This window comes from Serinicoccus sp. JS2-9, from assembly GCF_059025165.1.
The window spans coordinates 1,528,138-1,549,438 of sequence record NZ_CM180091.1; the positions used below are offsets into that span (position 1 = coordinate 1,528,138).

Sequence of the window (21,301 nt, forward strand, 5' to 3'; positions counted from 1 at the left end):
TATGAAGTTCGCGCGCCGGTTCTGGTTGCGCGCCAGGCGATCTAGAAGCGGCCGCCGGAGAAGTTGCCTCCTCCTCCGCCGCCGCCGAAGCTCCCTCCGCCGAAGCTCCCGCCCCCGCCGCCGAAGCTCCCGCCCCCGCCGCCGAAGCCGCCGCCGCCCCAGCCCCCGGAGTGCCGGTGGCCACCGCCTCCGCCCCCGAGGAGGATGCCCCCGAGGATGACCGACCACGGGTCGATGTCGCCCCGACCCCGGCCCCCGTAGGAGCCGCCGCCGTAGCCGCCGGACCCGCCCCAGCCGCCGAGGTCGCGCTGGGCCTCGGTAAGCGCCTGCTCGCCGAGCTGCTCGGCCCGGGTGAGCAGGTCCATGGCGGCCGTCGGCGAGGAGCCGGCCTGGGCGACGGCGTCGTCGTAGAGCCGCAGCGCCTCGGAGATCCGGGTCCGGGCCCCGCTGCTCACGGCGCCCCGGCGGGTCGAGATGGTCTGGTCGATGCTCCGCAGTCGCGCGCCGACCCGGCTGACCCGCTGGTCGAAGTCGCGGCGCAGCTTGGTCTGGTGGAGCTCGTCCTCGCGCCTGGCCTCGAGCAACGTGTCGAGGTCGTGCTCGGCGGCGTCGAGCTCGGACAGCGCCCGCAGCGGGTCGCCGGAGGTGCGGGCCGCCTGCGCCTGCTCGATCGCGGCCCGGGCCCGCTGGGTGGCCGCAGCCACGGTCGGCTCGTCCGGGGCGAGCCGGCGCGCGTCCTGCACGTCCGCCGAGAGGGAGGCGATCCCTTCGCTCAGCTGCGTGGTCGCCATGGCCAGCGTGGCATCGGCGTCGGAGATCTGGTCGAGCAGCGTCGCGGCCTGGCCGATCGACTCCTCGGCCGCCCGGGCCGCGGCCACGGCCGAGGGCCGGTCCTCGCGCTCCAGCGACTGCCGACCTGCCGTGATGAAGCCGTCTGCGGAGTCGAGCAGGTTGGTCGCCTGATCCAGGTTGCCGCGAAAGGTCGCCAGGGCCTGCTCGGGATGGCGGGCCGACAACCCCTTGATCTCCTGGGTGGCGGCCGGGACTCGGCGCCTCGTCTCCTGGGCGCGCTCCGTGAGTTCGGCGAGGAACTCCGGCGCCCGGTCCTGCAGCGCCCGCAGCCGGGCGAACTCCTCGGTGTGCTCGCCGAGGAGCTTGCGGGAGCTGGTCGTGAGCTCCACGATCCGGGCGAGCATGCCGCGCTCGATGCTCTCGGGCTCAGACTGGTCGTCGTCGAGCTGCTGGCGCAGCGAGAAGGCCTCCTTCGCGGCGCCGCGGGCCCCGCCGAGCACCCGGCGGAACTGCTCGGTCCGCTGGGTCCCGAACTGCGCCTCCGCGAAGGCGAGCTCCTCCTCGGCGGACCGGATGCCGTCGTCCATCTCGACGAGGGCCTCGGAGGCCTGACGCTGCAGGTCGGGGAGGCTGACCCCCTGCGCGTGCGCCGGGATCTGGCCGCCCGGGTCCGGCTTCCGGTTGCGTCGGGAGACGAGCATCACGCCACCCCCGATGACGAGCGGGGTCACGAGCAGCGCCGGGAAGGCCCAGCCCATCCCCGCCCCGGACGACGTGGTGTCCGATCCCGAGCCGCCCGCGGAGTCGGAGGAGCCCGAGCTCCCCGCCGAGCCCCCGGCGTACTCCCGCCCGAAGCCGTCGACCGCCCCCTGGATCGCGCCGGCCCAGTCGTCGCGCGCCAGCGCCGGCTCGATGTCGTCCAGCTGCACCGTCTGGAGGGAGTCGGACGACATCGTCGCCCCGACGTCGCCGACGCCGTAAGCGCGCTGCTCGACCGCGACCGCGAGCACGAGGTCACCCGCGCCCATGCCGGACTCCTCGGACGTGAGCGTCGCCCACTCCTCGCCCCCGATCGTGGTGCCGGAGGTGTCGGTGAAGGTGTCGACATAGGCCACGAAGAGCTGCAGGCCGGTCTCGTCACGCAGCGCCTGGATCTGCTCGGCGGCCGCCTCCTCCTCGGCGTCGCTCAGCACGTCGACGGGGTCGTAGACCTCGCTCTCGAGATAGCTCGGCTCCTCGGCGGCGGCCGGCCCGGCGACCAGGGCGAGCGAGGCGAGGGCGCCCAGCAGCGCGGTGACGATGGGTCTGCTCCCGGCGCGCGGACGCCTGCAGATCGCGATATGGCTCACGTGGTGATCCTCCCTGACCTCGGTGCGGCCCGCCACCCCCGTGCCGGACGCACGGGTCAGCATGGCACGGGTCGTCGTCCGTCGGGTCTGTCGGTGTCGGCACTTAGACTGGTATGCCGCCACGTCCGTTCCGTCGGCGCCCCACCAGATCTGCTCGACCTGCCGCCCTGAGGATGCTCATGCCGCTCACCCCCCTGCTCGCCACGATCCGCTCCGAGGCCGCCGTGGCGTCGGTGCTGGAGGCCGCGCGCGCGGGCGAGGCCGCGGTCGAGGTGTCGGCGGCGCCGGGGGCGAACCCGGCCCTGCTCGCGCTGCTCGCCGAGGCCGACGGCGCGGACGCACCCGTCCTCGCGGTGACCGCCACGGGCCGTGAGGCGGACGACCTCGTCGGCATGCTCGGCGACCTGCTGCCTGAGGGGCCGGACGCCGTCGCCGGCTTCCCGAGCTGGGAGACCCTCCCGCACGAGCGGCTCAGCCCCCGCTCCGACACGGTCGGCCGCCGCCTCGCGACGCTGCGACGGCTGGCCCACCCGGACCCCTCCGACGCGGCGACCGGCCCGGCCCGGGTCGTCGTCTCCAGCGTGCGGGCGCTGCTGCAGCCGCTGGTCAAGGGACTGGGCGAGCTGGTGCCGGTGCAGCTGCACGCGGGGGAGGACCGACCCCTGACCGAGGTCGTCGAGGCGCTCGCGGCCGCGGCCTACACGCGGGTCGACATGGTGGAGCGGCGCGGGGAGTTCGCGGTCCGCGGCGGCATCCTCGACGTCTTCCCGCCGACCGAGGAGCACCCCGTGCGGGTGGAGTTCTGGGGCGACACGGTCGAGGAGGTGCGCTGGTTCAAGGTCGCCGACCAGCGCAGCCTGGAGATCGCGCAGCACGGGCTCTACGCCCCGCCCTGCCGTGAGGTCCTGCTCACCGACGCGGTCCGCGAGCGGGCCGCAGCGCTCGTCGGCACGCTCCCCGGAGCGGCCGATCTGTTGGAGAAGATCGCCGAGGGCATCGCCGTGGAGGGTATGGAGTCACTCGCCCCCGCGCTCGTCGACGGCATGGAGACGTTGGTCGACGTGCTCCCGAGCGGCTCACGGGTCGTCGTCCTCGACCCGGAGCGGGTGCGCACCCGCGCCCACGACCTGGTGGTCACGAGCGAGGAGTTCATGCAGGCCGGCTGGGCCGCCGCGGCCAGCGGTGCCGGCGACGTCGCCGCGCCCATCGACCTGCAGCAGGTGCTCGGCACCGCCTCGTCCTGGTCGTTGGCCGACATGCGCGGTCACGCGCTGGAGCAGGGTCACCCCTGGTGGTCCTTCACCGCGTTCTCCGCCGACGAGAGCCTGGAGGAGTTCGTCGAGGTCGGCGACGATGTGGCCGCGCCGGACGCCACCACCGTCCGCACCCTCGCCGTGCCGTCGTCGCCCGTGACGGCATACCGCAGCGATGTCGACGCTCTCGTCGGTGACCTGCGCGGCTGGCTCGCCGCCGCGCGCCCGGTCGTGCTGGCCCTGGAGGGGCACGGCCTGGCCCGACGGGTCGGCGAGGTGCTCGGCGAGCACGAGGTGCCGCACCGGGTGGTCCTCGACCTGCACGACCTCGGCGACGGCGCCACCGACGCGGACTCGCTCCCGACCGACCTCGTCACCGTGACGACCGGTCGCGTCGGGCGAGGCGTCGTGCTCGGCGAGACCGGGCTGGTGCTCGTCGGCGAGACCGACCTCACCGGCAGCGAGACCATTGGCGGATCGACCCGTGACATGCGGCGGATGCCGTCGCGGCGACGGCAGCAGGTCGACCCGCTGCAGCTGCGCCCGGGTGACTTCGTCGTGCATGAGCAGCACGGGGTCGGACGGTTCGTGGAGATGGCGCAGCGGCAGGTGCAGGGCGCGACGCGCGAATACGTCGTGCTGGAGTATGCCGCCTCCAAGCGCAACCAGCCGGGGGACCGGCTCTACCTCCCGACCGATCAGCTGGACCAGCTGACGAAGTACGTCGGCGGCGAGGCGCCGACGCTGCACCGGCTGGGCGGCGCCGACTGGCAGAAGACCAAGGCGCGGGCGCGCAAGCAGGTCAAGCAGATCGCGGCCGAGCTCATCCGGCTCTACTCCGCCCGCCAGGCGACCAAGGGTCACGCCTTCGGGCCGGACAGCCCCTGGCAGCGCGAGCTGGAGGACGCCTTCGCCTTCGCCGAGACGCCGGACCAGCTGGTCTCGATCGACGAGGTCAAGGCGGATATGGAGAAGACCGTGCCGATGGACCGCCTCATCAGCGGCGACGTGGGCTACGGCAAGACCGAGATCGCGGTGCGGGCGGCGTTCAAGGCGATCCAGGACGGCAAGCAGGTCGCCGTGCTCGTCCCGACCACGCTGCTCGTGCAGCAGCACCTGCAGACCTTCTCCGAGCGGTATGCGCAGTTCCCCGTCACCGTGAAGGCCCTGTCGCGCTTCCAGAGCGACAAGGAAGCCAAGGAGGTCGTCGCGGGGATCGGGGACGGCTCGGTCGACCTGGTCATCGGCACTCACCGGCTCCTCGGGTCGACCGTGCGCTTCAAGGACCTCGGGCTGGTCATCATCGACGAGGAGCAGCGCTTCGGCGTCGAGCACAAGGAGCAGCTCAAGGCGCTGCGGACCGACGTGGACGTCCTGGCGATGTCGGCGACCCCGATCCCCAGGACCTTGGAGATGGCGGTCACCGGCATCCGCGAGATGTCGACGTTGGCGACGCCGCCGGAGGAGCGGCACCCGGTGCTGACCTTCGTCGGCGGCTACGACGAGAAGCAGATCGCGGCTGCCATCCGCCGCGAGCTGCTGCGCGACGGGCAGGTCTTCTTCGTCCACAACAAGGTGAGCTCGATCGAGAAGGTCGCCTCGCGGATCCGCGACCTCGTGCCGGAGGCGCGGGTCGAGACGGCGCACGGGCAGATCGGGGAGCACCGGCTCGAGCAGGTCGTCGTCGACTTCTGGGAGCGACGCTTCGACGTGCTGGTGTGCACCACGATCGTCGAGACCGGGCTGGACATCTCCAACGCCAACACCCTCATCGTCGACCGGGCCGACACCTTCGGCCTGTCCCAGCTGCACCAGCTGCGCGGCCGGGTGGGGCGTGGCCGGGAGCGGGCCTACGCCTACTTCCTCTATCCGCCGGAAAAGCCGCTCACCGAGACTGCGGTGGACCGGCTGCAGACGATCGCCGCGCACACCGACCTCGGGGCCGGCATGGCGGTGGCGATGAAGGACCTGGAGATCCGCGGCGCGGGCAACCTGCTCGGCGGCGAGCAGTCCGGGCACATCGAGGGGGTCGGCTTCGACCTCTACGTCCGGCTCGTCGGGGAGGCGGTGTCGGCCTTCAAGGGCGAGGGGCAGGCGGCGCCGGCGGAGGTGAAGATCGAGCTGCCGGTCGATGCCCACCTGCCGCACGACTACGTGCCGGGGGAGCGGCTGCGGCTGGAGGCCTACCGCAAGCTGGCGCAGGTCGGGGACGAAGCCGAGCTGGAGCAGATCCGGGAGGAGCTGCTCGACCGCTACGGCGCTCCGCCGCAGCCGGTGGTCACGCTGCTCGAGGTGGCGCGGCTGCGCACCGTGGCGAGGGCCGCGGGCCTCAGCGACATCGCGATGCAGGGCCAGATGGTGCGCTTCGCGCCGGTGGAGAACCTCCGCGAGAGCCAGCAGCTGCGGCTCACCCGGGTCTACAAGGGCACGATCATCAAGCCCGCGCTGCGGCAGATCCTCGTCCCGGTGCCCAAGACCGCCCCGGTCGGCGGCAAGCCGCTGCGCGACCAGGAGATCCTCGACTGGGCCAGCCAGCTCGTGCGCGGCATCCTGCTCGACGACTTCGCCACCGCGACCTGAGCCTGACCTCACACCCCGGCCCGACTCCCGACCGGCAGCCTCGTGTGCTCGGTCCAGCAGCCTCGTGTGCTCGGTCCAGCAGCCTCGTGTGCTCGGTCCAGCAGCCTCGTCTGGTCGCTCCAAGAGCCTCGTCTGCTCGCTCCGAGAGCCTGGTGTGCTCGGTCCGGCAGCCTGGAAGAGCGTGATCGGGTCGAGGCAGGCGTCGCGGCCTACCCTGAGCCGATGCGCGTGATCGAGACCGAACCGGGCGTGCGGTGGGTCGCCCGGGACGGGAGCTGCGAGGCGGGCGCGTTCGTCGGTCGGCTCCACCGCACCCACGCCTGGCTCAGTCTGGAGGACGACGTGCCGCCCACGACGGTCCGCACCCTCGCTTCCGCGCTGGCCGCGGACGTGGGTCTCCCGCTCATCGCGAAGGCGGTCCCCGGCAGCGCGCGACACGCGCAGCTCACCGCGGCGGGTGCGACGGCATACCAGATCTGTCCACCGTCCGAGGTCGACGGGACGCGACCGGACAACGCCACCTGGGCTGCGGTGCGGCCGCCTGCAGGCCTCCAGATCGTCTCGCTGACCGAGATCGACGACGCGCAGGTCCTCGATCTGTGGGTGCGCGTCTACGCGTGGGTGCACGCCGGCTGGGCCCCGCTCGCGGACGAGGTGGCTGCGCGCGAGATCTTCGGCCCGATGCTCGGGGAGGCGCTGGTCCGGGAGCTCAGCGTCGTCGCCCGGCGCGAGGGAGAGGCGACCGCGATCGGGTATGCCGTGCGCGCTCCCGGTGGTCCGGTGTGGGTCGTGGCCGAGGCGGTGGCGCCGGAGGTGCCGGGGGTGCTCGATGATGTCGGGGCCGTCATGCGGGCGGTGGTGCGGCTGACGGCGAAAGCTGGGGAGCAGGTGCTCTTCGACGGGCACGTCAACGACCCGCACTACCCGCAGGTCCTGGCGACGATCCCGCACGTCACCGGGGCCGGTCTGCATCTGATGCGTCTGGGGTGAGGCTGCTGGAGTGGGCAGACGAGGCTGCTGGAGTGGGCGGGCGGCTGCTGGAGGGAGGACGGCAGCTCTCGGGGGACGCCGCACGACGGAGATGAGATAACGCACGCTTTGCTCACGCCTAGGCTTGCGTTATGGTTTGCGTATGACCGGTTCGGCACGCATGACCTCGCGGCGAATGCTCCGCCGCGGTCCGGCGTGCTGCTGTCTCGCCTGATCGCCGCCGACAGCCCTGGTGGCTGAGGCCCCTGCCCGATCTCCACCTGCCAGGCGAAGGCTCCCTCATGACCGTCACGCTCACGACGCCCACGCATCCCTCCCGCTCGGCCACTCCGCTCGCGCGCGATCTGCTCGACGCCGCCACCGGCACGCTCCACCTGCTCGAGGTCGTGCGCCGCGTCGCGGACGACCCCACCATCTGGTCGCCCCAGGTCGCCGACGTCGACGAGCTCTCGCCCGGCGGTGCGCCGCACCGCGTCCGCCTGCCGGGCGATCTCGGGGCCGAGATCTGGGTGGTGAGCTGGCCGACGTCCTGGGCGACCCAGCTGCATACCCATGAGGAGTCGGACTCGGCCTTCGCAGCTGTGCGGGGCACGATCACCGAGGTCCGGCTGGACGAACGACAGCGGCTCCTGCCACGCGCCTTCCGCGACGGACTGGTGCAGCACGTCCCGGTCGGGCAGGCCCATGACCTGCGCAACGAGCGGCCCGAGGTCGCGGTGACCGTGCACGCCTACCTCGCGCCCGCTCGGCGTCCACGCTCCCACGCCTGGCGCCGCCGCGGGGGAGCGGCGCGGGCGTTCGTGCCGCCGACGGTGACGATCCCGGCCTGGTAGTCGCGCAGACGGGGCTGCCGGAGTGGGCAGAAGGGGCTGCCGGAGTGAGCAGGCGAGGCTCTCGGTGCGTGTGGAACGTGCGTCCGGTGCGTGTGGAACGTGCGTCCGGTGCGTGCGGAACGTGCGCTCGGTGCGTGGGGTGAGGGGCGCTCAGTGCTCGCCCAGCGGGGCGGGGCATGCTGAGCCCATGACCACCCTCGCGCAGTCCCTGCTCGAGCCCGAGATTCGCCCGCAGGTCGTCGCCGCCCTGGCCCAGCTCGCCGACACCGAGATCGGCCGCACCAAGGGCGTCTCCGGCGCCATGCTCAAGACCGCCTACGCCGGCGCCAAGAAGGCGGGCGACAGCGTGCCGAAGACCCTCGACCGCGCCCTGCCGGCGCTCGTCGACACGTTGGAGCCCTACTGGCAGTCCTTCCAGGCGGCGCCGGGTGGTGGCTTCGGCACCTACCTCCACGGTCGCGCCGACCAGGTCTCCGACGCGCTCCTCGCCGCGGTCGACCGCCGCTCCTCGCGTCTGGAGGGTCCGCTGGCCAAGGGCTACGGTGCCTTCCGGGGCCGGGCCAAGGGCCACGTCGTCGACGCGTTGCCCGGGCTGGGCGCCGTGGTCGAGCGCTTCGCCGGCTGAGGCGCATGCGATGATGAGCCGCGTGAAGCGCACGCGTACGACAGTCCTCCTGGCACCGATGGCCCTGACCGCCTCGCTCGCCCTGGCTGGCTGCGGGGGGACGGGCATGTCCGAGGGAGTCGTCATCGACGGCACCGGATACTCCGTCGAGGAGGTCCAGGAGACCGCGCAGCAGCTGACCCAGGTCTCGACCGAGCAGATCGACGTGCAGGGCGCGATCTACGAGGCGGGCGTCGTGCCCGTGCTCGACCAGATCTTCGCCGGCTCGCCGTATGAGGCCACCGAGTCCGACATCCGCTCCACCCTGGCCGAGGCCGGCCTCGAGGAGGAGGCCTCCGACCTCACGGTGGAGGCGGGCCGCTTCCGCTACTACGGCCAGCTCGTCAACTCCGAGGCCGCGGCCGCCGAGGACATGCAGCCGCTCCTCGCCCAGCTCCAGGGAGTCACGGTCGAGGACATCGACGCGCTCCCGGTCGAGGTCAACCCCCGGTTCGGCACCTGGGACGGCGCGAACGGCGGCGTGGTGCCCGAGGTGCCTGCGTGGATCCAGTCCTCCGACGGCTGACCCTGCTGCTCACCTCGCCCCGGGTCGCGCCGGGGCTGCTCTCGGCCTCTGCCTGGGAGACGCTGCGCACGGCTGACGCGGTGCTCGCCGCGGGCGATGGCGGTGCCGAGGAGAGCGACCTGCTGCTCGCTCTGAGGGGCGCCGAGATCCCCGTCACGACCTTGGCCGCCGCCACGCCCCAGCAGCGCGCCGCGCAGCTGCTCGACCACGTCGGCGCCGTCGTCTGGGTCGGCTCCCCGGACGGCGACCCCGGGCTGGCCGAGGCGCTCGCCATGCAGCTCCCCGAGGAGGACGCCCCCGAGCTGGAGCTGCTCGTGGGGTCGTGGGACACCCCGGGCGCGCGGCTGCTCGACGCTGTCGCGGTCATGGACCGGCTGCGCTCCCCGGGCGGCTGCCCGTGGGACGCCCAGCAGACCCACGCCAGCCTCACGCCCTATCTCGTGGAGGAGGCGCACGAGGCGGTCGAGGCCCTGGACGGGCTCGACGCCGCCACCGGCTCGGCCCGGGAGCACGCGATCGACGAGCTCGGCGACGTGCTGCTCCAGGTGCTCTTCCACGCGCGGGTGGGCGCCGACCACGAGGAGGAGCCCTTCGACGTGGACGACGTCGCGGCCGGCCTCGTCGCCAAGCTGGTCCGCCGCCATCCGCACGTGTTCGCCGACGCGCACGCCGACGATGCGACGCAGGTCGAGGCCACCTGGGAGCAGATCAAAGCGGAGGAGGCCGCCACGCAGGCGGCCTCGGGCCGCCCCGCGCGGGAGCACCCGCTCGACGGCATCCCCACCGGTATGCCGTCACTCGCCCGCGCGGCCAAGGTCGCCTCGCGGCTCGGCCGGGCCGGGCAGGGGGACTGGTTGCAGGAGACGGTCACCGGACTGGAGGCCGACGGCGACCCGGGCGCCGTGCTGCTCCGCGCCGTCCTCGAACTGCGCGCGCAGGGGGTCGACCCGGACGGTGCGCTCCGGCATACCGTGCGGGCGGTGGAGAGCGCCGCGCGCGAGGGTGTGAACGACCAGGGCCGCTGACCACTAGGCTGGCGACGACATACCGACAGTGCTGCCGGTCCCACGATGCTTCCCTTTCGAAAGGAGCACAGATGGCTGCTATCGATGCCATCATCGCCCGCGAGATCCTCGACTCCCGCGGCAACCCCACCGTCGAGGTCGAGGTCGGCCTGGACGACGGCACCGTCGCGCGTGCCGCCGTGCCCTCGGGTGCCTCCACCGGCGCCTTCGAAGCGGTCGAGCGTCGCGACGGCGACGAGAGCCGCTACCTCGGCAAGGGCGTTCAGGATGCTGTGAACGCCGTCCAAGATGACCTGGAGCCGCGCCTGCTGGGCTTCGACGCCTCCGAGCAGCGCCTCGTCGACACCGAGATGCTCGCCGCCGACGGCACCGACAACAAGGGCGAGATCGGCGCCAACGCCATCCTCGGCGTCTCGCTCGCCGTCGCCAAGGCGGGCGCGGACTCCGCCGGGCTGCCGCTGTTCCGCTACGTCGGCGGGCCGAACGCGCACGTGCTGCCGGTGCCGATGATGAACATCCTCAACGGCGGTTCGCACGCCGACTCCAACGTCGACATCCAGGAGTTCATGATCGCGCCGATCGGCGCGCCGAGCTTCCGCGAAGCGCTGCGCTGGGGCACCGAGGTCTACCACGCGCTCAAGGCGGTGCTCAAGAAGCGGGGCCTGTCGACCGGCCTCGGCGACGAGGGTGGCTTCGCGCCGAACCTCGAGTCCAACCGGGCCGCCCTCGATCTCATCGTCGAGGCGATCAAGAACGCCGGCTACACCCCCGGATCGGACATCGCGCTCGCGCTCGACGTCGCCGCCAGCGAGTTCTTCGAGAAGGGGAAATACACCTTCGAGGGCAAGAAGCGCAAGGCCACCGACATGGTGAAGTACTACGCCGAGCTGGTCGACGCCTACCCGCTGGTCTCCATCGAGGACCCGCTCAACGAGGACGACTGGGACGGCTGGGTCGAGATGACGACGCAGCTGGGCGACAAGGTCCAGCTCGTCGGCGACGACCTCTTCGTCACCAACCCCGAGCGGCTGCAGCGGGGCATCACCGACCGAGCCGGCAACGCGCTGCTGGTCAAGGTCAACCAGATCGGCTCGCTGACGGAAACCCTCGACGCGGTCACGCTGGCTCAGAGCAACGGCTTCCGCTGCATGATGAGCCACCGCTCCGGCGAGACCGAGGACGTCACGATCGCCGACCTGGCGGTCGCGACCAACTGCGGCCAGATCAAGACCGGCGCCCCGGCGCGCTCGGAGCGCGTCGCGAAGTACAACCAGCTGCTGCGCATCGAGGAGGAGCTCGACGACGCGGCCGTGTATGCCGGTGCGGGCGCCTTCCCGCGCTTCCGCGGCTGAGGAGGTCCTCGAGCCTGGGGCGACCCGGGCCGACCGGCGACGTCGACCCTGGGTTTCTCCGCCTGGGCCGGGTCCTGTGCACGCCCCGTGGGCCTGTGCACGCGATATGACGTGTGCACAGGCCACGTGAGCGTGCACAGGTCCAGCGGATGCCGTCTGGCCGACCCCGGCGCGGCGTGCGGCGCGACCCCGACCGCGCGGCATACCCTGACGACACCGAACCACCTGCCACAGGCACCCCACCAGCACCGAGGAGCACCATGAGCACGGCTCGCGGATCGCGCGACCGGCGCAGCCCGCGCGCCGGCAGTCGGCCCGCGGGCTCGACCCGTCGGTCGGCCACCCGCCCGGGCAGCCGCACCGTCACCCGCGCGCCCTCGACCGTGGCGGCCCGGCAGACCCCGCTGCACGTGCGCCGCCTCATCGGCCTGGGCATCCTGCTGGTCGTCATGGCCCTCGTCCTGGCACCCGCGCTGTCGGGCTATCTGCGTCAGCGCGCCGACATCACCGCGGCTCGCGAGCAGATCCAGACCGAGCGGGAGGAGATCGCCGCGCTGGAGGACGAGCTGGCCCAGTGGGAGGACAAGGACTACGTGGAGCAGCAGGCCCGTGAGCGGCTGCGTTTCGTCAAGGAGGGCGAGACCGCCTTCACGGTCATCGACGACACGGGAAGCGACTACACTGAGGCGCTGCCTGGAATGGCCCCCGTGAGCGACGACGTGATTGCCGACAGTCCCTGGTACGGCCAGGTGTGGGAATCGGTCAAGGTCGCGAACGAGGGGCTCCCCGAGACGACGGAGCCATGAGGACCCTGGCTCCCTGAGACGGAGACATGAGCGAACTCGACCGCACCACGCTCGAGGAGACTCCCACCGCGGAGGACCTCGAGGTGATTCGACGCCAGCTCGGGCGCGAGCCCCGCGGCGTGGTGGCCATCATGCACCGCTGCCCCTGTGGCTGCCCCACCGTGATCCGGACCGAGCCGCGGCTGCCCGACGGCACGCCCTTCCCGACCAGCTTCTACGCCACCTGCCCCAAGCTGACCGGCGCCATCTCGACGCTGGAGAGCGAGGGGCTGATGAAGCAGATGTCGCAGCGGCTCGCCGAGGACGACGACCTGCGCTGGGAGTATGCCCAGGCCCACGACGACTACCTGCGACGCCGCGAGGAGCTCGCGCACGTGCCGGAGATCGCCGGGATCAGCGCCGGGGGCATGCCGAACCGGGTCAAGTGCCTGCACGTGCTCGTCGCGCACAGCCTGGCTGCCGGTCCCGGGGTCAACCCGCTCGGTGACCGGGCGATCGCCGCACTGCCGGCCTGGTGGGAGAACGGTTGCTGCCAGGGCACCGAGACCGCCCCGCCGGAGCCGTGCCAGGACACCTGCCCCAAGCACCACCCGGTCGACCCGGTGGGCGAGGCCGAGGAGGGCGAGGGCTCCGAGTCCGCCTCCGACGACGGCACCGGGTCGACGCACGGGTCTGCCGCGGCCACGGCGCCGGACGGCGAGGCCACGCAGCAGCTCCCTCGTCCCGGCGTGAGCCTGGGCGCCCGGCTCGTCGCGCGCCGCCGCCGGCCCGCCGCATGACCCGCGTCGGGGCCATCGACTGCGGCACCAACTCGATCCGGCTGCTCATCGCCGACGTCGAGCCCGGGGCTGCCGGTCAGGCACCAGCGCTGCGCGAGGTCACTCGCGAGATGCAGATCGTCCGGCTCGGCGAGGGCATCGATGCGACCGGCGCGATCGGCGAGGCCGCCATGGCGCGCACGCTCGCCGCCGCCGAGGGGTATGCCGCGCAGTGCCGCGAGGCCGGGTGCGAATCCGTCCGCTTCGTGGCGACGTCGGCGTCGCGGGACGCGTCCAACGCCGCCGACTTCACCGCCGGGGTCCGCGAGGCCTTCGCGGGATTCGACGTGGTGCCCGAGGTCGTCAGCGGGGAGGAGGAGGCCGCCCTGTCCTTCGCCGGAGCCACCGGCGACCTGCGCGCCTCGGGAGCCCCTGGCCCCTACCTCGTGGTCGACATCGGGGGTGGCTCCACCGAGTTCGTGCTCGGGGACGACGCGGGCACCGGGGTCGCGGCCGCTCGCTCGGTCGACATCGGCTGCGTCCGGATGACCGAGCGGCACCTGCACGACGATCCGCCGACCGAGGACCAGGTGTGGGGCGCGCTCTCGGACATCGTGCGTGCGGTCGAGGAGGCCGCCGAGGTCGTCGACCTCTCCCGGGTCGGCACGCTCGTCGGCCTGGCCGGATCGGTGACCACGGTGACGGCGCACGCGCTCGAGCTCACGGCATACCAGTCGGAGCGGATCCACGGGGCCGAGCTCGCAGTGCCCGAGGTGATCGACGCCTGCACCGACCTGCTGCTCAGCCCGCGCTCCCGACGGGCCGAGCTGCCCTTCATGCACGAGGGGCGGGTCGACGTCATCGGTGCCGGTGCGCTCATCTGGCGGACCGTGGTCCAGCGGGTCGCGCACGACTCCGGACTGCGCTCGGTCCGCGCCAGCGAGACCGACATCCTCGACGGCATCGCGCTCTCCCAGGTCTGAGGACCCGGCCCCACTCGTCCACAGCGGCTGTGGACGACACGGGGGATGACCCGGGGACAGGATGTGCACAACCTCACCTGCCCTGGGGAGGACACGCCGACCGTCGCGGACACGCCGACGACTTCGCCCACACCCCTTGCGCGGCAGCGCGGGGAGGCGTAGACAGTGACCTACGCCGCTCGCGAGAGTGGCGGGATCCTCTCGAGGAGAGGGGTCCACCCTGCGGCCTCGTGTCGCAGGGTGACGGCAGTCCTCGTGACTGCCGCGTCCGACTCGGTGACGGAGTCGGCGGGCCCCGGATGTCGAGGAGATCGATCGGGAACGTCACATCTCCCCGGTCGCCTGTCGGACCGATGCCGACGCCTCGTGCGCCGGATCTGGTCCTGACTCCGGGACGGTCGTCCTTGCGATGCACCGCCCCGAGGGGCCCTTGGCACTCATACTGCCGAGGGCCCCTCATCCATGTGTGGGGCCTGGATGGATGAAGGTAAAACTTTGCCCAAGTCCCTTGCATGCTGGCCGCGGTCGCGCTGTGCTGGTGGTCCCTGCTTGAGGTCAAAGGAGACATCATGCGCAAGACCACCCCAGCCCTGTGCGGCTCGGCTCTCCTGGCGGCCGTCGTCGCGAGCGGCCTGCCCATCACCGCCAGCGCGAGTCCGCCGGTCAACTCGCACTGCGGCACCGAACCCGGCGACAACAACACCGCCTTCGTCGACCACGCCCAGCTCACCCGGGCCGTGGAGCGGCTCGAGCGCACCACCCAGGGCCGGGTCGACGTCGAGGTCGCCGGCTACAGCAACGAGGGGCGTGAGATCTACAGCGCCCGGGTCGGCGAGGGCGACACCGTCATCTACGTCCAGACCCAGATCCACGGCAACGAGAACCACGGCACCGAGGCCCTGCTCAACCTGCTCGCCGAGATCGGCGGCAACAGCCCCGACGCCCGGGCGATCCGCGAGGAGGTGACGCTCGTCGGCATACCCCGCCTCAACGTCGACGGCGGAGAGGAGGACCACCGTCAGAACCGCATGTCCTGGGACGAGGTCGTCGAGGACTTCCCCCAGCTCGCCGGGGTCGAGCCGGTCTGGAACTACAACCCTCGTGTGCCCGGCTTCGATGTCAACCGCGACTTCAACCCCGACCTCGACTACGTGCCGCAGCCCGAGGACTTCCCGGGCAGCAGCGCGGACACGGGGTGGTACATCACGCCCGAGGCGCAGACCTCACGCGACGTCTACCGCGAGCTGGAGAACGAGTTCGGCACCGTCGACTACTTCGTCGACCTGCACAACCAGTGGTCCTGCTATGCCCAGGAGGGCACCGGTGAGATGTCCAGCCTGTCGATCTCGGGGCGCTTCATCGCCGATCCGACGGAGTTCGGCGACTGGCCGAAGTTCGACTACGACGCCTCCCGCCGAGCCAACGTCGCGGTCTACGACGCGCTCCAGGGGCGCGGCGAGTCCGGCTTCGGTGCGCTGACGCTCTACCCGCAGAACACCAACCTGCCGGGCACGGCGCTCGGGTCGTTCGCCCTGCGGGGGAGCGCGACGGTGCTCTTCGAGACCTCCAGCCAGACGCAGTACGACGGCAACAAGCGCAACGGCTACCTCACCAAGCAGGTCGAGGTCGGGCTCGGTGGGCTGATCGAGGCGGTCGCCGACGGCAGCATCTCGGCGATCGACCCGGACGACTACGAGCAGATCCCCAACCGGGTCTTCCTGCTGCCGGACTGATCGGGACGGCCGCGCCGCGCGGCGCCGCCGGGGCGCGGTCGGGCTGGCTCGACGCGCCCGGCAGCAGCGCCGGCTCAGAGCCGGGCGATGACCTCGTCGAGCATGGCCTCGGTGAGGCGCCCGGTGAAGGTGTTCTGCTGGCTGACGTGATAACTCCCGAGGAGTCGGACGTCCCGGCCGCTCGAGGTGGTGAGCCTGGCCTCGGCACCGTGGCCGAAGCGCGGCTTGGGTCTGGGGACGGCCCAGCCCGACCGGCGCGCCGCCGCGAGGGCGGCGTCCCAGCCGATGCCCCCGAGGGCGAGCACGGAGCGCAGCGTGGGCTCGACGAGGGTCAGTTCGCGCTGCAGCCACACCCCGCAGGTATGCCGTTCCGCCGGCGTCGGCGCGTTGGCCGGCGGCGCGCAGTGGACGGCCGCAGTGATCCGCACCGTGTGCAGCGAGAGGCCGTCCCCCGCGTGGGTGGAGGAGGCCTGGCTGGCGTAGCCCGCCCGGTGGAGGGCGGCGTAGATCCAGTCCCCGGACCGGTCCCCGGTGAAGATGCGGCCGGTGCGGTTGGCGCCGTGCGCGGCCGGCGCCAGTCCGACGACGAGGATCTGCGGTGCCGAGTCGCCGAGGCCGGGGGCGGGGCGACCCCAGTAGGGCTGGTCGGCGTAGGCAGCCCGCCGGGTGGCGGCGACCTGCTCGCGCCAGGCCACGAGCCGAGGGCAGGCCGAGCACACGCTGGCCCGGGCGTCGAGGTCGGCCAGGTCGTGCGCCCCGGCGGCCAGCCGGTGCGCCCCACCCGCCGACCGGGCCACCCGGGTGCCGGCCGGCGCAGGGTCCTCTGGCCAGCCCGACCCGGGCGGCACCGGAGACGGGAACAGGTCCCCGGTGACGGGGTGCGGGGAGGTGGGAGACGGCATACCCCAGTGTGGCGGGTGCGCCCTGAGGAGGTGACGCGGGCCAGGCGGGTCTCCTCGCGCGCGTTCGGTCCGACGACGCGCCCGACCTGATCGGCTCTGGCGTGCACGTGAACGCTCGGGCCGACGACACGCCCGACTCCACCGGCTCTGGCGTGCACGTGAACGCTAGAGCCGATCACGCCCAGACCCGGCTCGGCACGACGTGAACGCACGCGAGCTGAACGGCATCCCCCACGGCGCGCGTCGAGCAATCCGGGGGCTGGCCCGCCGGGGTGAAGAGCTTGCGAGTCACACCTGCCACGCGCGTCACACCCTGCCAGGAACCTCGGATCTGCCGGGGACGCATCCTCGGCAGATCTGAGGTTCCTGGCAGCCTCGTGATGGTGTGACGGATGGGGCGTGACCGCACCTGGTCCGCCCCTGCGCAGGACCCGCCCGAGAGCCGACCCGCTCCACTGCGACGGGCCGCCTGCGCGAGCAGTGCCCCCGGCGGGACTCGAACCCGCACTGAACCCATTTTAAGTGGGCTGCCTCTGCCGATTGGGCTACGAGGGCGAAGGGACCGACGCGCCGCCCGGACGCGAGCCCTTCAGGCGCGGAGCGCTCACGGGTGGACCGCTCACGAACCGCTCACGCGCGGACCGCCCCGCTGCACGTCTGGCGCCTACTCGCCAGAACCGGCCCAGAGCAACGCGCGCGCGACGAGGGCGTACTGGCCCTTCGGGTGCGCCCGGAAGAGCGGCTCGCTGCCCAGGAGGACCGCACGGCCGGCGTCGCTCTCGCCCCGGACGATGACCGCCTGACCGGCCGCGGCGGCCGGGCCACCCTGGCCGTCCCCGTCGGGCCGCCAGTGGCCGCTGACCATCGGGTCCTCGCCGTAGGACTGGTCGACGGTCACGCCGGCCCCGAGATCGGTGAACCACATCGGCCGGTAGACGAAGGTGTGCGGGGTCGCGGCGTCGGCCACCGGGCTGCCCTCGACGTTGTCGACGCGGACGACCCCGTTGGCATCGCCGCGACCGCTGATCGCGGTGACCTCGAGCAGCTCCAGGGCGTTGTTGACCTCGACGCCTGTGCGCCCGCGGCCCACGAACCCGCCGCCGTCAGCGACGTAGTCCTCGACCTCGGCCAGAGCGGCATCATCGAGCCTCCCGACGTCAAGCCCGGAGGAGACATAGATCGCGTCCAGGGCCGACAGGTCGAGGCCGTCGTTGAGCGCACCGGTGCTGACCGGCGTCACGGTGTAGCCCATCTCCTCGAAGGCCCACACCTCCTCGGCCGTCCCGGCGACGCCCACGGACCCGGCCGCGCTCGGGAGCACCGCCCCGGTCGCGCCCTCGGGCGCCGCGGCGAGCTCCACGCCATACGTGCTGGCGGCGTTGCTCGCGGCCCAGGCGTCGTCGGCCGGCACGAGCACCGAGCCGTCCTCGAGGAGCTCGACCGGCACCCCCTGCTCCAGCAGCGTGGTGAGCGCCTGGACGTCGGCGGGGTCCTCCATGGGCAGCACCCATCCGGTGCCGCCGTCGGCGACCGCGCCGCTGTCGTCGGCCTGCTCGGCCGGCTCACCGACCACGCGCAACGGATCGCCCTCCGGGATGGTGTCCACCGAGGCGCCCCAGAGCAGCGCGTGGCTCCAGCCGGAGATGTCATACATCGAGTCGACCCGGTCGGAGATGTCGGTGCCCCGACCCAGGACGGTGTTGGCCATCGCCCGCTTGGCCTGGTGCATGTCGACGACGTAGCTGCCGGCGGGATAGCTTCGCCCGGAAATCGTCGCGGCCCGGGTCAGCGTCGTCACCTCGACGTCGTTGGCGATGAGGAAGTCGACCAGCCTCGCCGCGGCGGGCGCCGAGCGCTGGTCGGCGCCCGTGGGGATGACGTAGGCGCGCGGGAAGGTCGTGGTGTAGACGTCCTCGGGGCCGATGACCCCGTCGAACAGCCCGACCTCGACCGGGGTCTGCCGCTCGCCCGCCTCGCCGCGCCGGAAGATCTCGATGTGGTCGGCGAGCAGTTCCTCGCGCTCGGTCCGCGCATACTCCAGCGTCCCGGTGATCGCCGCGTAGGCGACGTCGGTGTTGATCGCCGAGCGCCGCTGCAGCTCCTCGGCCGGCAGCCCGTAGGAGGAGTTGTTGACGCGCAGCGGGATCTCGATCGTGTGCGCGATCGCGCCGTGCAGCGCGGCGTACTGCGGCGTGAAGATCGGCGGCCAGTCGTCCCAGCCCTCGTCCCAGTCGCGCAGCGGGATCTGCACCGGCCGGACCCCGTCGTCCTCGTCGTAGCCGAGGCCGTTGATGACCTCCTCCATGCCGAGCCCGTTGGCGTAGGCGTGCTTGATGAAGAGGTCGTACTCGTAGTTCTCGCCGTGCGGCGGCGTCGTCGGCTCGACGAGCGTGCCGTTGACGTAGCCGTGCAGATCGAGCATGAGCATGGGCTGGGTGTGGATGAGCGCGTCACGCACGGCCAGCGTCTCCGGCTGGGTCACGGTGACGTAGTCGCGGTTGAGGTCGAAGCCGGCGGTGTTGCGGCGCGTGTTGGCGACGCGGCCGTCCGGGTTCATCGAGATGACGAGGTGGATGCGGTTCTTCTGCAGCAGCCGGTTGAGCGAGCCGTCCTTGCCCTCGGCGACCGTCTCGACCAGCCGCAGCGCGGCGTCGGTGCCCTCGAACTCGTTGCCGTGAATGTTGGCGTTGATGAAGATCGGCGTCTTGTACTGCGCGGCCAGCTTGCGGTCGTCCGCCGCCGCGACCGGGTCCTCGGTGATGAGGTCGCGCATCTGCGCCTGCTTGGCCGCGACGGTGCGGTTCTCCCGCGCCGTCAACGTCACCAGATAGACGTCCCGACCCTGTGACGTGGTGGTGAGCACCTCCGCGGAGACGCGGGTCGAGTCCTCCATCGCGGCATTGAGGCGCCGCGCGATGTCGTGGTACGGCGTCAGCCCCAGCTTGATCGCCGCGTCGCCCTCGTCGACGGGCGGCTCCGGCAGGGGGTCCTGCCGGGGGTAGGGGTCGTCCCGCAGCGCGTGCGCCACCAAGGGGGCGGCGGCGACCGTGGCAGGCACCCCCTGCTGGGCCGGGGCCGGCTGCGCCGATGCCGGCAGGGCGGCGGTGCCGGTGCCTGCCGCCATGGCCAGCACCAGAGACCCGGTGAGTGTCAGGGATCGCCGCGGGTGCGTCATACCTCTCCTCGATGTGGGGCAGATGTCAGCGTATCCCGCGACCCGGCCGGTGACCATCCCTCGTCCACAGCCCACAGGGCGCGCGTCCGGAATCCACGGGGCGCCTCGGACGTTTATCCTGGTGACAAGACATCGGCGCCAGTCGGCCCGGTGCCGCACCAACTTGGAGGTTTCATGGCCGTCAACCCGGTCTTCAACCGCATCGACAAGGAGGCTGCCCAGGGCCAGTACGCCGGTTTCGGCCAGGGTCAGGGTGGCTACCAGCAGGGTATGTCGCAGGGTGGCTCACCCATCCCGCAGTACCAGCCCGGTCCCAGCGAGACGATGTCCGACCGGCAGCTGCAGGACATGTACGACCAGGCCCCCGCGGGCCCCGCCCAGACGGGTCGACTCACGCTCGACGACGTCGTCGTCAAGAGCCTCATGTTGTTCGGCATCGTGCTGGCCGTCACAGCCGCCACCTGGTTCTTCGTCGGCGCCCAGCCGGGGATCGCCATGCCGGTCTGGCTGCTCGGGATGTTCGGCTCGCTGGCGCTGAGCTTCGCGATCGGCTTCTCGAAGAAGGTCAACGTCGGCCTCATCCTCGTGCACGCGGTGCTCCAGGGGCTCTTCCTGGGAGCGGTGAGCGTGACCTTCAACGCCGCCTACCCCGGCGTCGTGTCCACCGCGATCGTCGCGACGATGGCGACCTTCGCGGGCATGTTCATCGGCTGGAAGATGGGTTTCATCAAGGTCACGAGCAAGTCGCGTCGGATCTTCGGCATGGCCGCGATGGGCTACCTCGTCTTCCTGCTCGTCAACATCGGTGCCTCGTTCTTGGGCTTCGGTGACGGCTGGGGCATCTACAGCGGCCCGCTCGGCATCGTGATCTCCCTCCTCGGCGTCGGCCTGGCGTCCTACTCGCTCGCCGTCGACTTCGACTCCGTCGACCGCGCGGTGAGCGGTGGCGCCCCGGAGAAGTACTCCTGGCTGCTCGGCCACGGCCTGGTCGCCAGCCTCGTGTGGCTCTACATCGAGTTCCTGCGGCTCTTCGCGATCCTGCAGAGCTCCGACTGATCCCACCCGAGATCAGCTCGACCGTGCGGCCCGCCAGCACCCCTGCTGGCGGGCCGTCTGCTGTCCACCGCGCGGTCGACACCGAGCTCGAGCGGGTGGCCCGGCGCTGGCAGCAGCTGCCGCTGGGGCGGGCAGTGACGGCATACCCGCAGGTGTCTGCCGTGGTGCAGGCGCTCGCGGACGCCGTCGCCGACGCGACCGCCCAGTCTCGAGAGGTGGTGCCCGACCTCGGCCCCGGGGTGGTCGTGGACCAGCTGCGGGTGATGGTCTACGACTGGCGCCAGGCGGCAGCCGGCGTGTCGCGCGAAGGCGCGATGGGCGAAGGCGTGTCGCGCGAAGGCGCAATGGGCGAAGGCGTGTCGGGCGAAGGCGCGATCGGGAAGGGCCTGGACGAGCAAGACCTTGCCGACCGCCTCACAACCCTGCGCCGCGCCCTTCCCTGACCGCCCCACCCGCACCGGACGCGCGTTAGTCACGCACGGGACGCGCGTTAGTCACGCACGGGACGCGCGTTAGTCGTGCAC

General features: G+C 72.2%; 16 protein-coding genes and 1 tRNA gene. 13 read left to right on the forward strand and 4 right to left on the reverse strand.

All coding sequences use genetic code 11. The annotated features are described in order from the left end of the window. Positions 1-41: 41 nt before the first annotated feature. Positions 42-2,141, reverse strand: coding sequence for a TPM domain-containing protein (locus tag AC5PYY_RS07645; RefSeq protein ID WP_493899171.1), 2,100 nt, complete (start codon positions 2,139-2,141; stop codon positions 42-44). 179 nt (positions 2,142-2,320) lie between these two features. Between AC5PYY_RS07645 and mfd the strand changes: the two genes are divergently transcribed. The 11 genes from mfd to AC5PYY_RS07700 all read left to right on the forward strand — a co-directional run bounded on the left by mfd (position 2,321) and on the right by AC5PYY_RS07700 (position 15,644). Next, positions 2,321-5,974 (forward strand): transcription-repair coupling factor, encoded by a 3,654-nt coding sequence (mfd, locus tag AC5PYY_RS07650; RefSeq protein ID WP_493899172.1) that lies wholly within the window; start codon positions 2,321-2,323, stop codon positions 5,972-5,974. Positions 5,975-6,196: 222 nt separating this feature from the next. Beyond that, positions 6,197-6,964: a hypothetical protein gene (locus tag AC5PYY_RS07655; RefSeq protein WP_493899173.1), complete on the forward strand. Its 768-nt coding sequence runs from the start codon at positions 6,197-6,199 to the stop codon at positions 6,962-6,964. Positions 6,965-7,245: 281 nt separating this feature from the next. Continuing rightward, entirely contained in the window at positions 7,246-7,797 is a 552-nt protein-coding gene (locus AC5PYY_RS07660) for a hypothetical protein (RefSeq protein WP_493899174.1), read from the forward strand. A 187-nt stretch (positions 7,798-7,984) separates the two neighbouring features. Next, positions 7,985-8,422: a DUF6918 family protein gene (locus AC5PYY_RS07665; protein ID WP_493899175.1), complete on the forward strand. Its 438-nt coding sequence runs from the start codon at positions 7,985-7,987 to the stop codon at positions 8,420-8,422. A 22-nt stretch (positions 8,423-8,444) separates the two neighbouring features. Continuing rightward, the gene (locus tag AC5PYY_RS07670; protein ID WP_493899176.1) at positions 8,445-8,987 is read left to right on the forward strand and encodes a hypothetical protein; all 543 of its coding nucleotides are present in this window, start codon (positions 8,445-8,447) and stop codon (positions 8,985-8,987) included. After that, positions 8,963-10,012 (forward strand): MazG family protein, encoded by a 1,050-nt coding sequence (locus AC5PYY_RS07675; protein ID WP_493899177.1) that lies wholly within the window; start codon positions 8,963-8,965, stop codon positions 10,010-10,012. The genes AC5PYY_RS07670 and AC5PYY_RS07675 overlap by 25 nt, the downstream gene beginning before the upstream one ends. A 71-nt stretch (positions 10,013-10,083) precedes the next feature. Further along, entirely contained in the window at positions 10,084-11,364 is a 1,281-nt protein-coding gene (gene eno / locus AC5PYY_RS07680) for a phosphopyruvate hydratase (RefSeq protein ID WP_493899178.1), read from the forward strand. A 260-nt stretch (positions 11,365-11,624) separates the two neighbouring features. Next, entirely contained in the window at positions 11,625-12,170 is a 546-nt protein-coding gene (locus tag AC5PYY_RS07685) for an FtsB family cell division protein (RefSeq protein ID WP_493899179.1), read from the forward strand. 26 nt (positions 12,171-12,196) lie between these two features. Beyond that, positions 12,197-12,949 (forward strand): DUF501 domain-containing protein, encoded by a 753-nt coding sequence (locus AC5PYY_RS07690; RefSeq protein WP_493899180.1) that lies wholly within the window; start codon positions 12,197-12,199, stop codon positions 12,947-12,949. Continuing rightward, positions 12,946-13,911 carry a Ppx/GppA phosphatase family protein gene (locus tag AC5PYY_RS07695; protein ID WP_493899181.1) on the forward strand — a complete coding sequence of 322 codons (966 nt, stop codon included), beginning with the start codon at positions 12,946-12,948 and terminating at the stop codon, positions 13,909-13,911. Before AC5PYY_RS07690 ends, AC5PYY_RS07695 begins: the two co-directional genes overlap by 4 nt. A 569-nt stretch (positions 13,912-14,480) precedes the next feature. Further along, positions 14,481-15,644 carry a M14 family zinc carboxypeptidase gene (locus tag AC5PYY_RS07700; protein WP_493899182.1) on the forward strand — a complete coding sequence of 388 codons (1,164 nt, stop codon included), beginning with the start codon at positions 14,481-14,483 and terminating at the stop codon, positions 15,642-15,644. A 74-nt stretch (positions 15,645-15,718) separates the two neighbouring features. Here AC5PYY_RS07700 and AC5PYY_RS07705 read toward each other — a convergent pair whose 3' ends face one another. The 3 genes from AC5PYY_RS07705 to AC5PYY_RS07715 form a co-directional block, all read right to left on the reverse strand. Then, entirely contained in the window at positions 15,719-16,546 is an 828-nt protein-coding gene (locus AC5PYY_RS07705) for a uracil-DNA glycosylase (protein WP_493899183.1), read from the reverse strand. A 481-nt stretch (positions 16,547-17,027) separates the two neighbouring features. Then, positions 17,028-17,101: transfer RNA gene (locus AC5PYY_RS07710), tRNA-Leu, on the reverse strand. 109 nt (positions 17,102-17,210) lie between these two features. Next, entirely contained in the window at positions 17,211-19,721 is a 2,511-nt protein-coding gene (locus AC5PYY_RS07715; RefSeq protein WP_493899184.1) for a M14 family zinc carboxypeptidase, read from the reverse strand. Between the two features lie 174 nt (positions 19,722-19,895). Here AC5PYY_RS07715 and AC5PYY_RS07720 point away from each other — a divergent pair, with 174 nt between their 5' ends. Both AC5PYY_RS07720 and AC5PYY_RS07725 read left to right on the forward strand, forming a co-directional pair. Beyond that, positions 19,896-20,777 carry a Bax inhibitor-1/YccA family protein gene (locus tag AC5PYY_RS07720; protein WP_493899185.1) on the forward strand — a complete coding sequence of 294 codons (882 nt, stop codon included), beginning with the start codon at positions 19,896-19,898 and terminating at the stop codon, positions 20,775-20,777. Positions 20,778-20,938: 161 nt separating this feature from the next. After that, complete coding sequence (locus tag AC5PYY_RS07725; RefSeq protein WP_493899186.1) at positions 20,939-21,220, forward strand: hypothetical protein; 282 nt, start codon at positions 20,939-20,941, stop codon at positions 21,218-21,220. The last annotated feature ends 81 nt before the right edge of the window (positions 21,221-21,301 follow it).

Bases quoted from the DNA above. Each gene is read 5' to 3' on its own strand.
- AC5PYY_RS07655 (WP_493899173.1), top strand. From the start codon at position 6,197: ATGCGCGTGATCGAGACCGAACCGGGCGTGCGGTGGGTCGCCCGGGAC.
- AC5PYY_RS07685 (WP_493899179.1), top strand. From the start codon at position 11,625: ATGAGCACGGCTCGCGGATCGCGCGACCGGCGCAGCCCGCGCGCCGGC.
- AC5PYY_RS07660 (WP_493899174.1), top strand. From the start codon at position 7,246: ATGACCGTCACGCTCACGACGCCCACGCATCCCTCCCGCTCGGCCACT.
- AC5PYY_RS07665 (WP_493899175.1), top strand. From the start codon at position 7,985: ATGACCACCCTCGCGCAGTCCCTGCTCGAGCCCGAGATTCGCCCGCAG.
- AC5PYY_RS07705 (WP_493899183.1), bottom strand. From the start codon at position 16,546: ATGCCGTCTCCCACCTCCCCGCACCCCGTCACCGGGGACCTGTTCCCG.
- AC5PYY_RS07715 (WP_493899184.1), bottom strand. From the start codon at position 19,721: ATGACGCACCCGCGGCGATCCCTGACACTCACCGGGTCTCTGGTGCTG.
- mfd (WP_493899172.1), top strand. From the start codon at position 2,321: ATGCCGCTCACCCCCCTGCTCGCCACGATCCGCTCCGAGGCCGCCGTG.
- AC5PYY_RS07700 (WP_493899182.1), top strand. From the start codon at position 14,481: ATGCGCAAGACCACCCCAGCCCTGTGCGGCTCGGCTCTCCTGGCGGCC.
- eno (WP_493899178.1), top strand. From the start codon at position 10,084: ATGGCTGCTATCGATGCCATCATCGCCCGCGAGATCCTCGACTCCCGC.
- AC5PYY_RS07720 (WP_493899185.1), top strand. From the start codon at position 19,896: ATGGCCGTCAACCCGGTCTTCAACCGCATCGACAAGGAGGCTGCCCAG.
- AC5PYY_RS07695 (WP_493899181.1), top strand. From the start codon at position 12,946: ATGACCCGCGTCGGGGCCATCGACTGCGGCACCAACTCGATCCGGCTG.
- AC5PYY_RS07690 (WP_493899180.1), top strand. From the start codon at position 12,197: ATGAGCGAACTCGACCGCACCACGCTCGAGGAGACTCCCACCGCGGAG.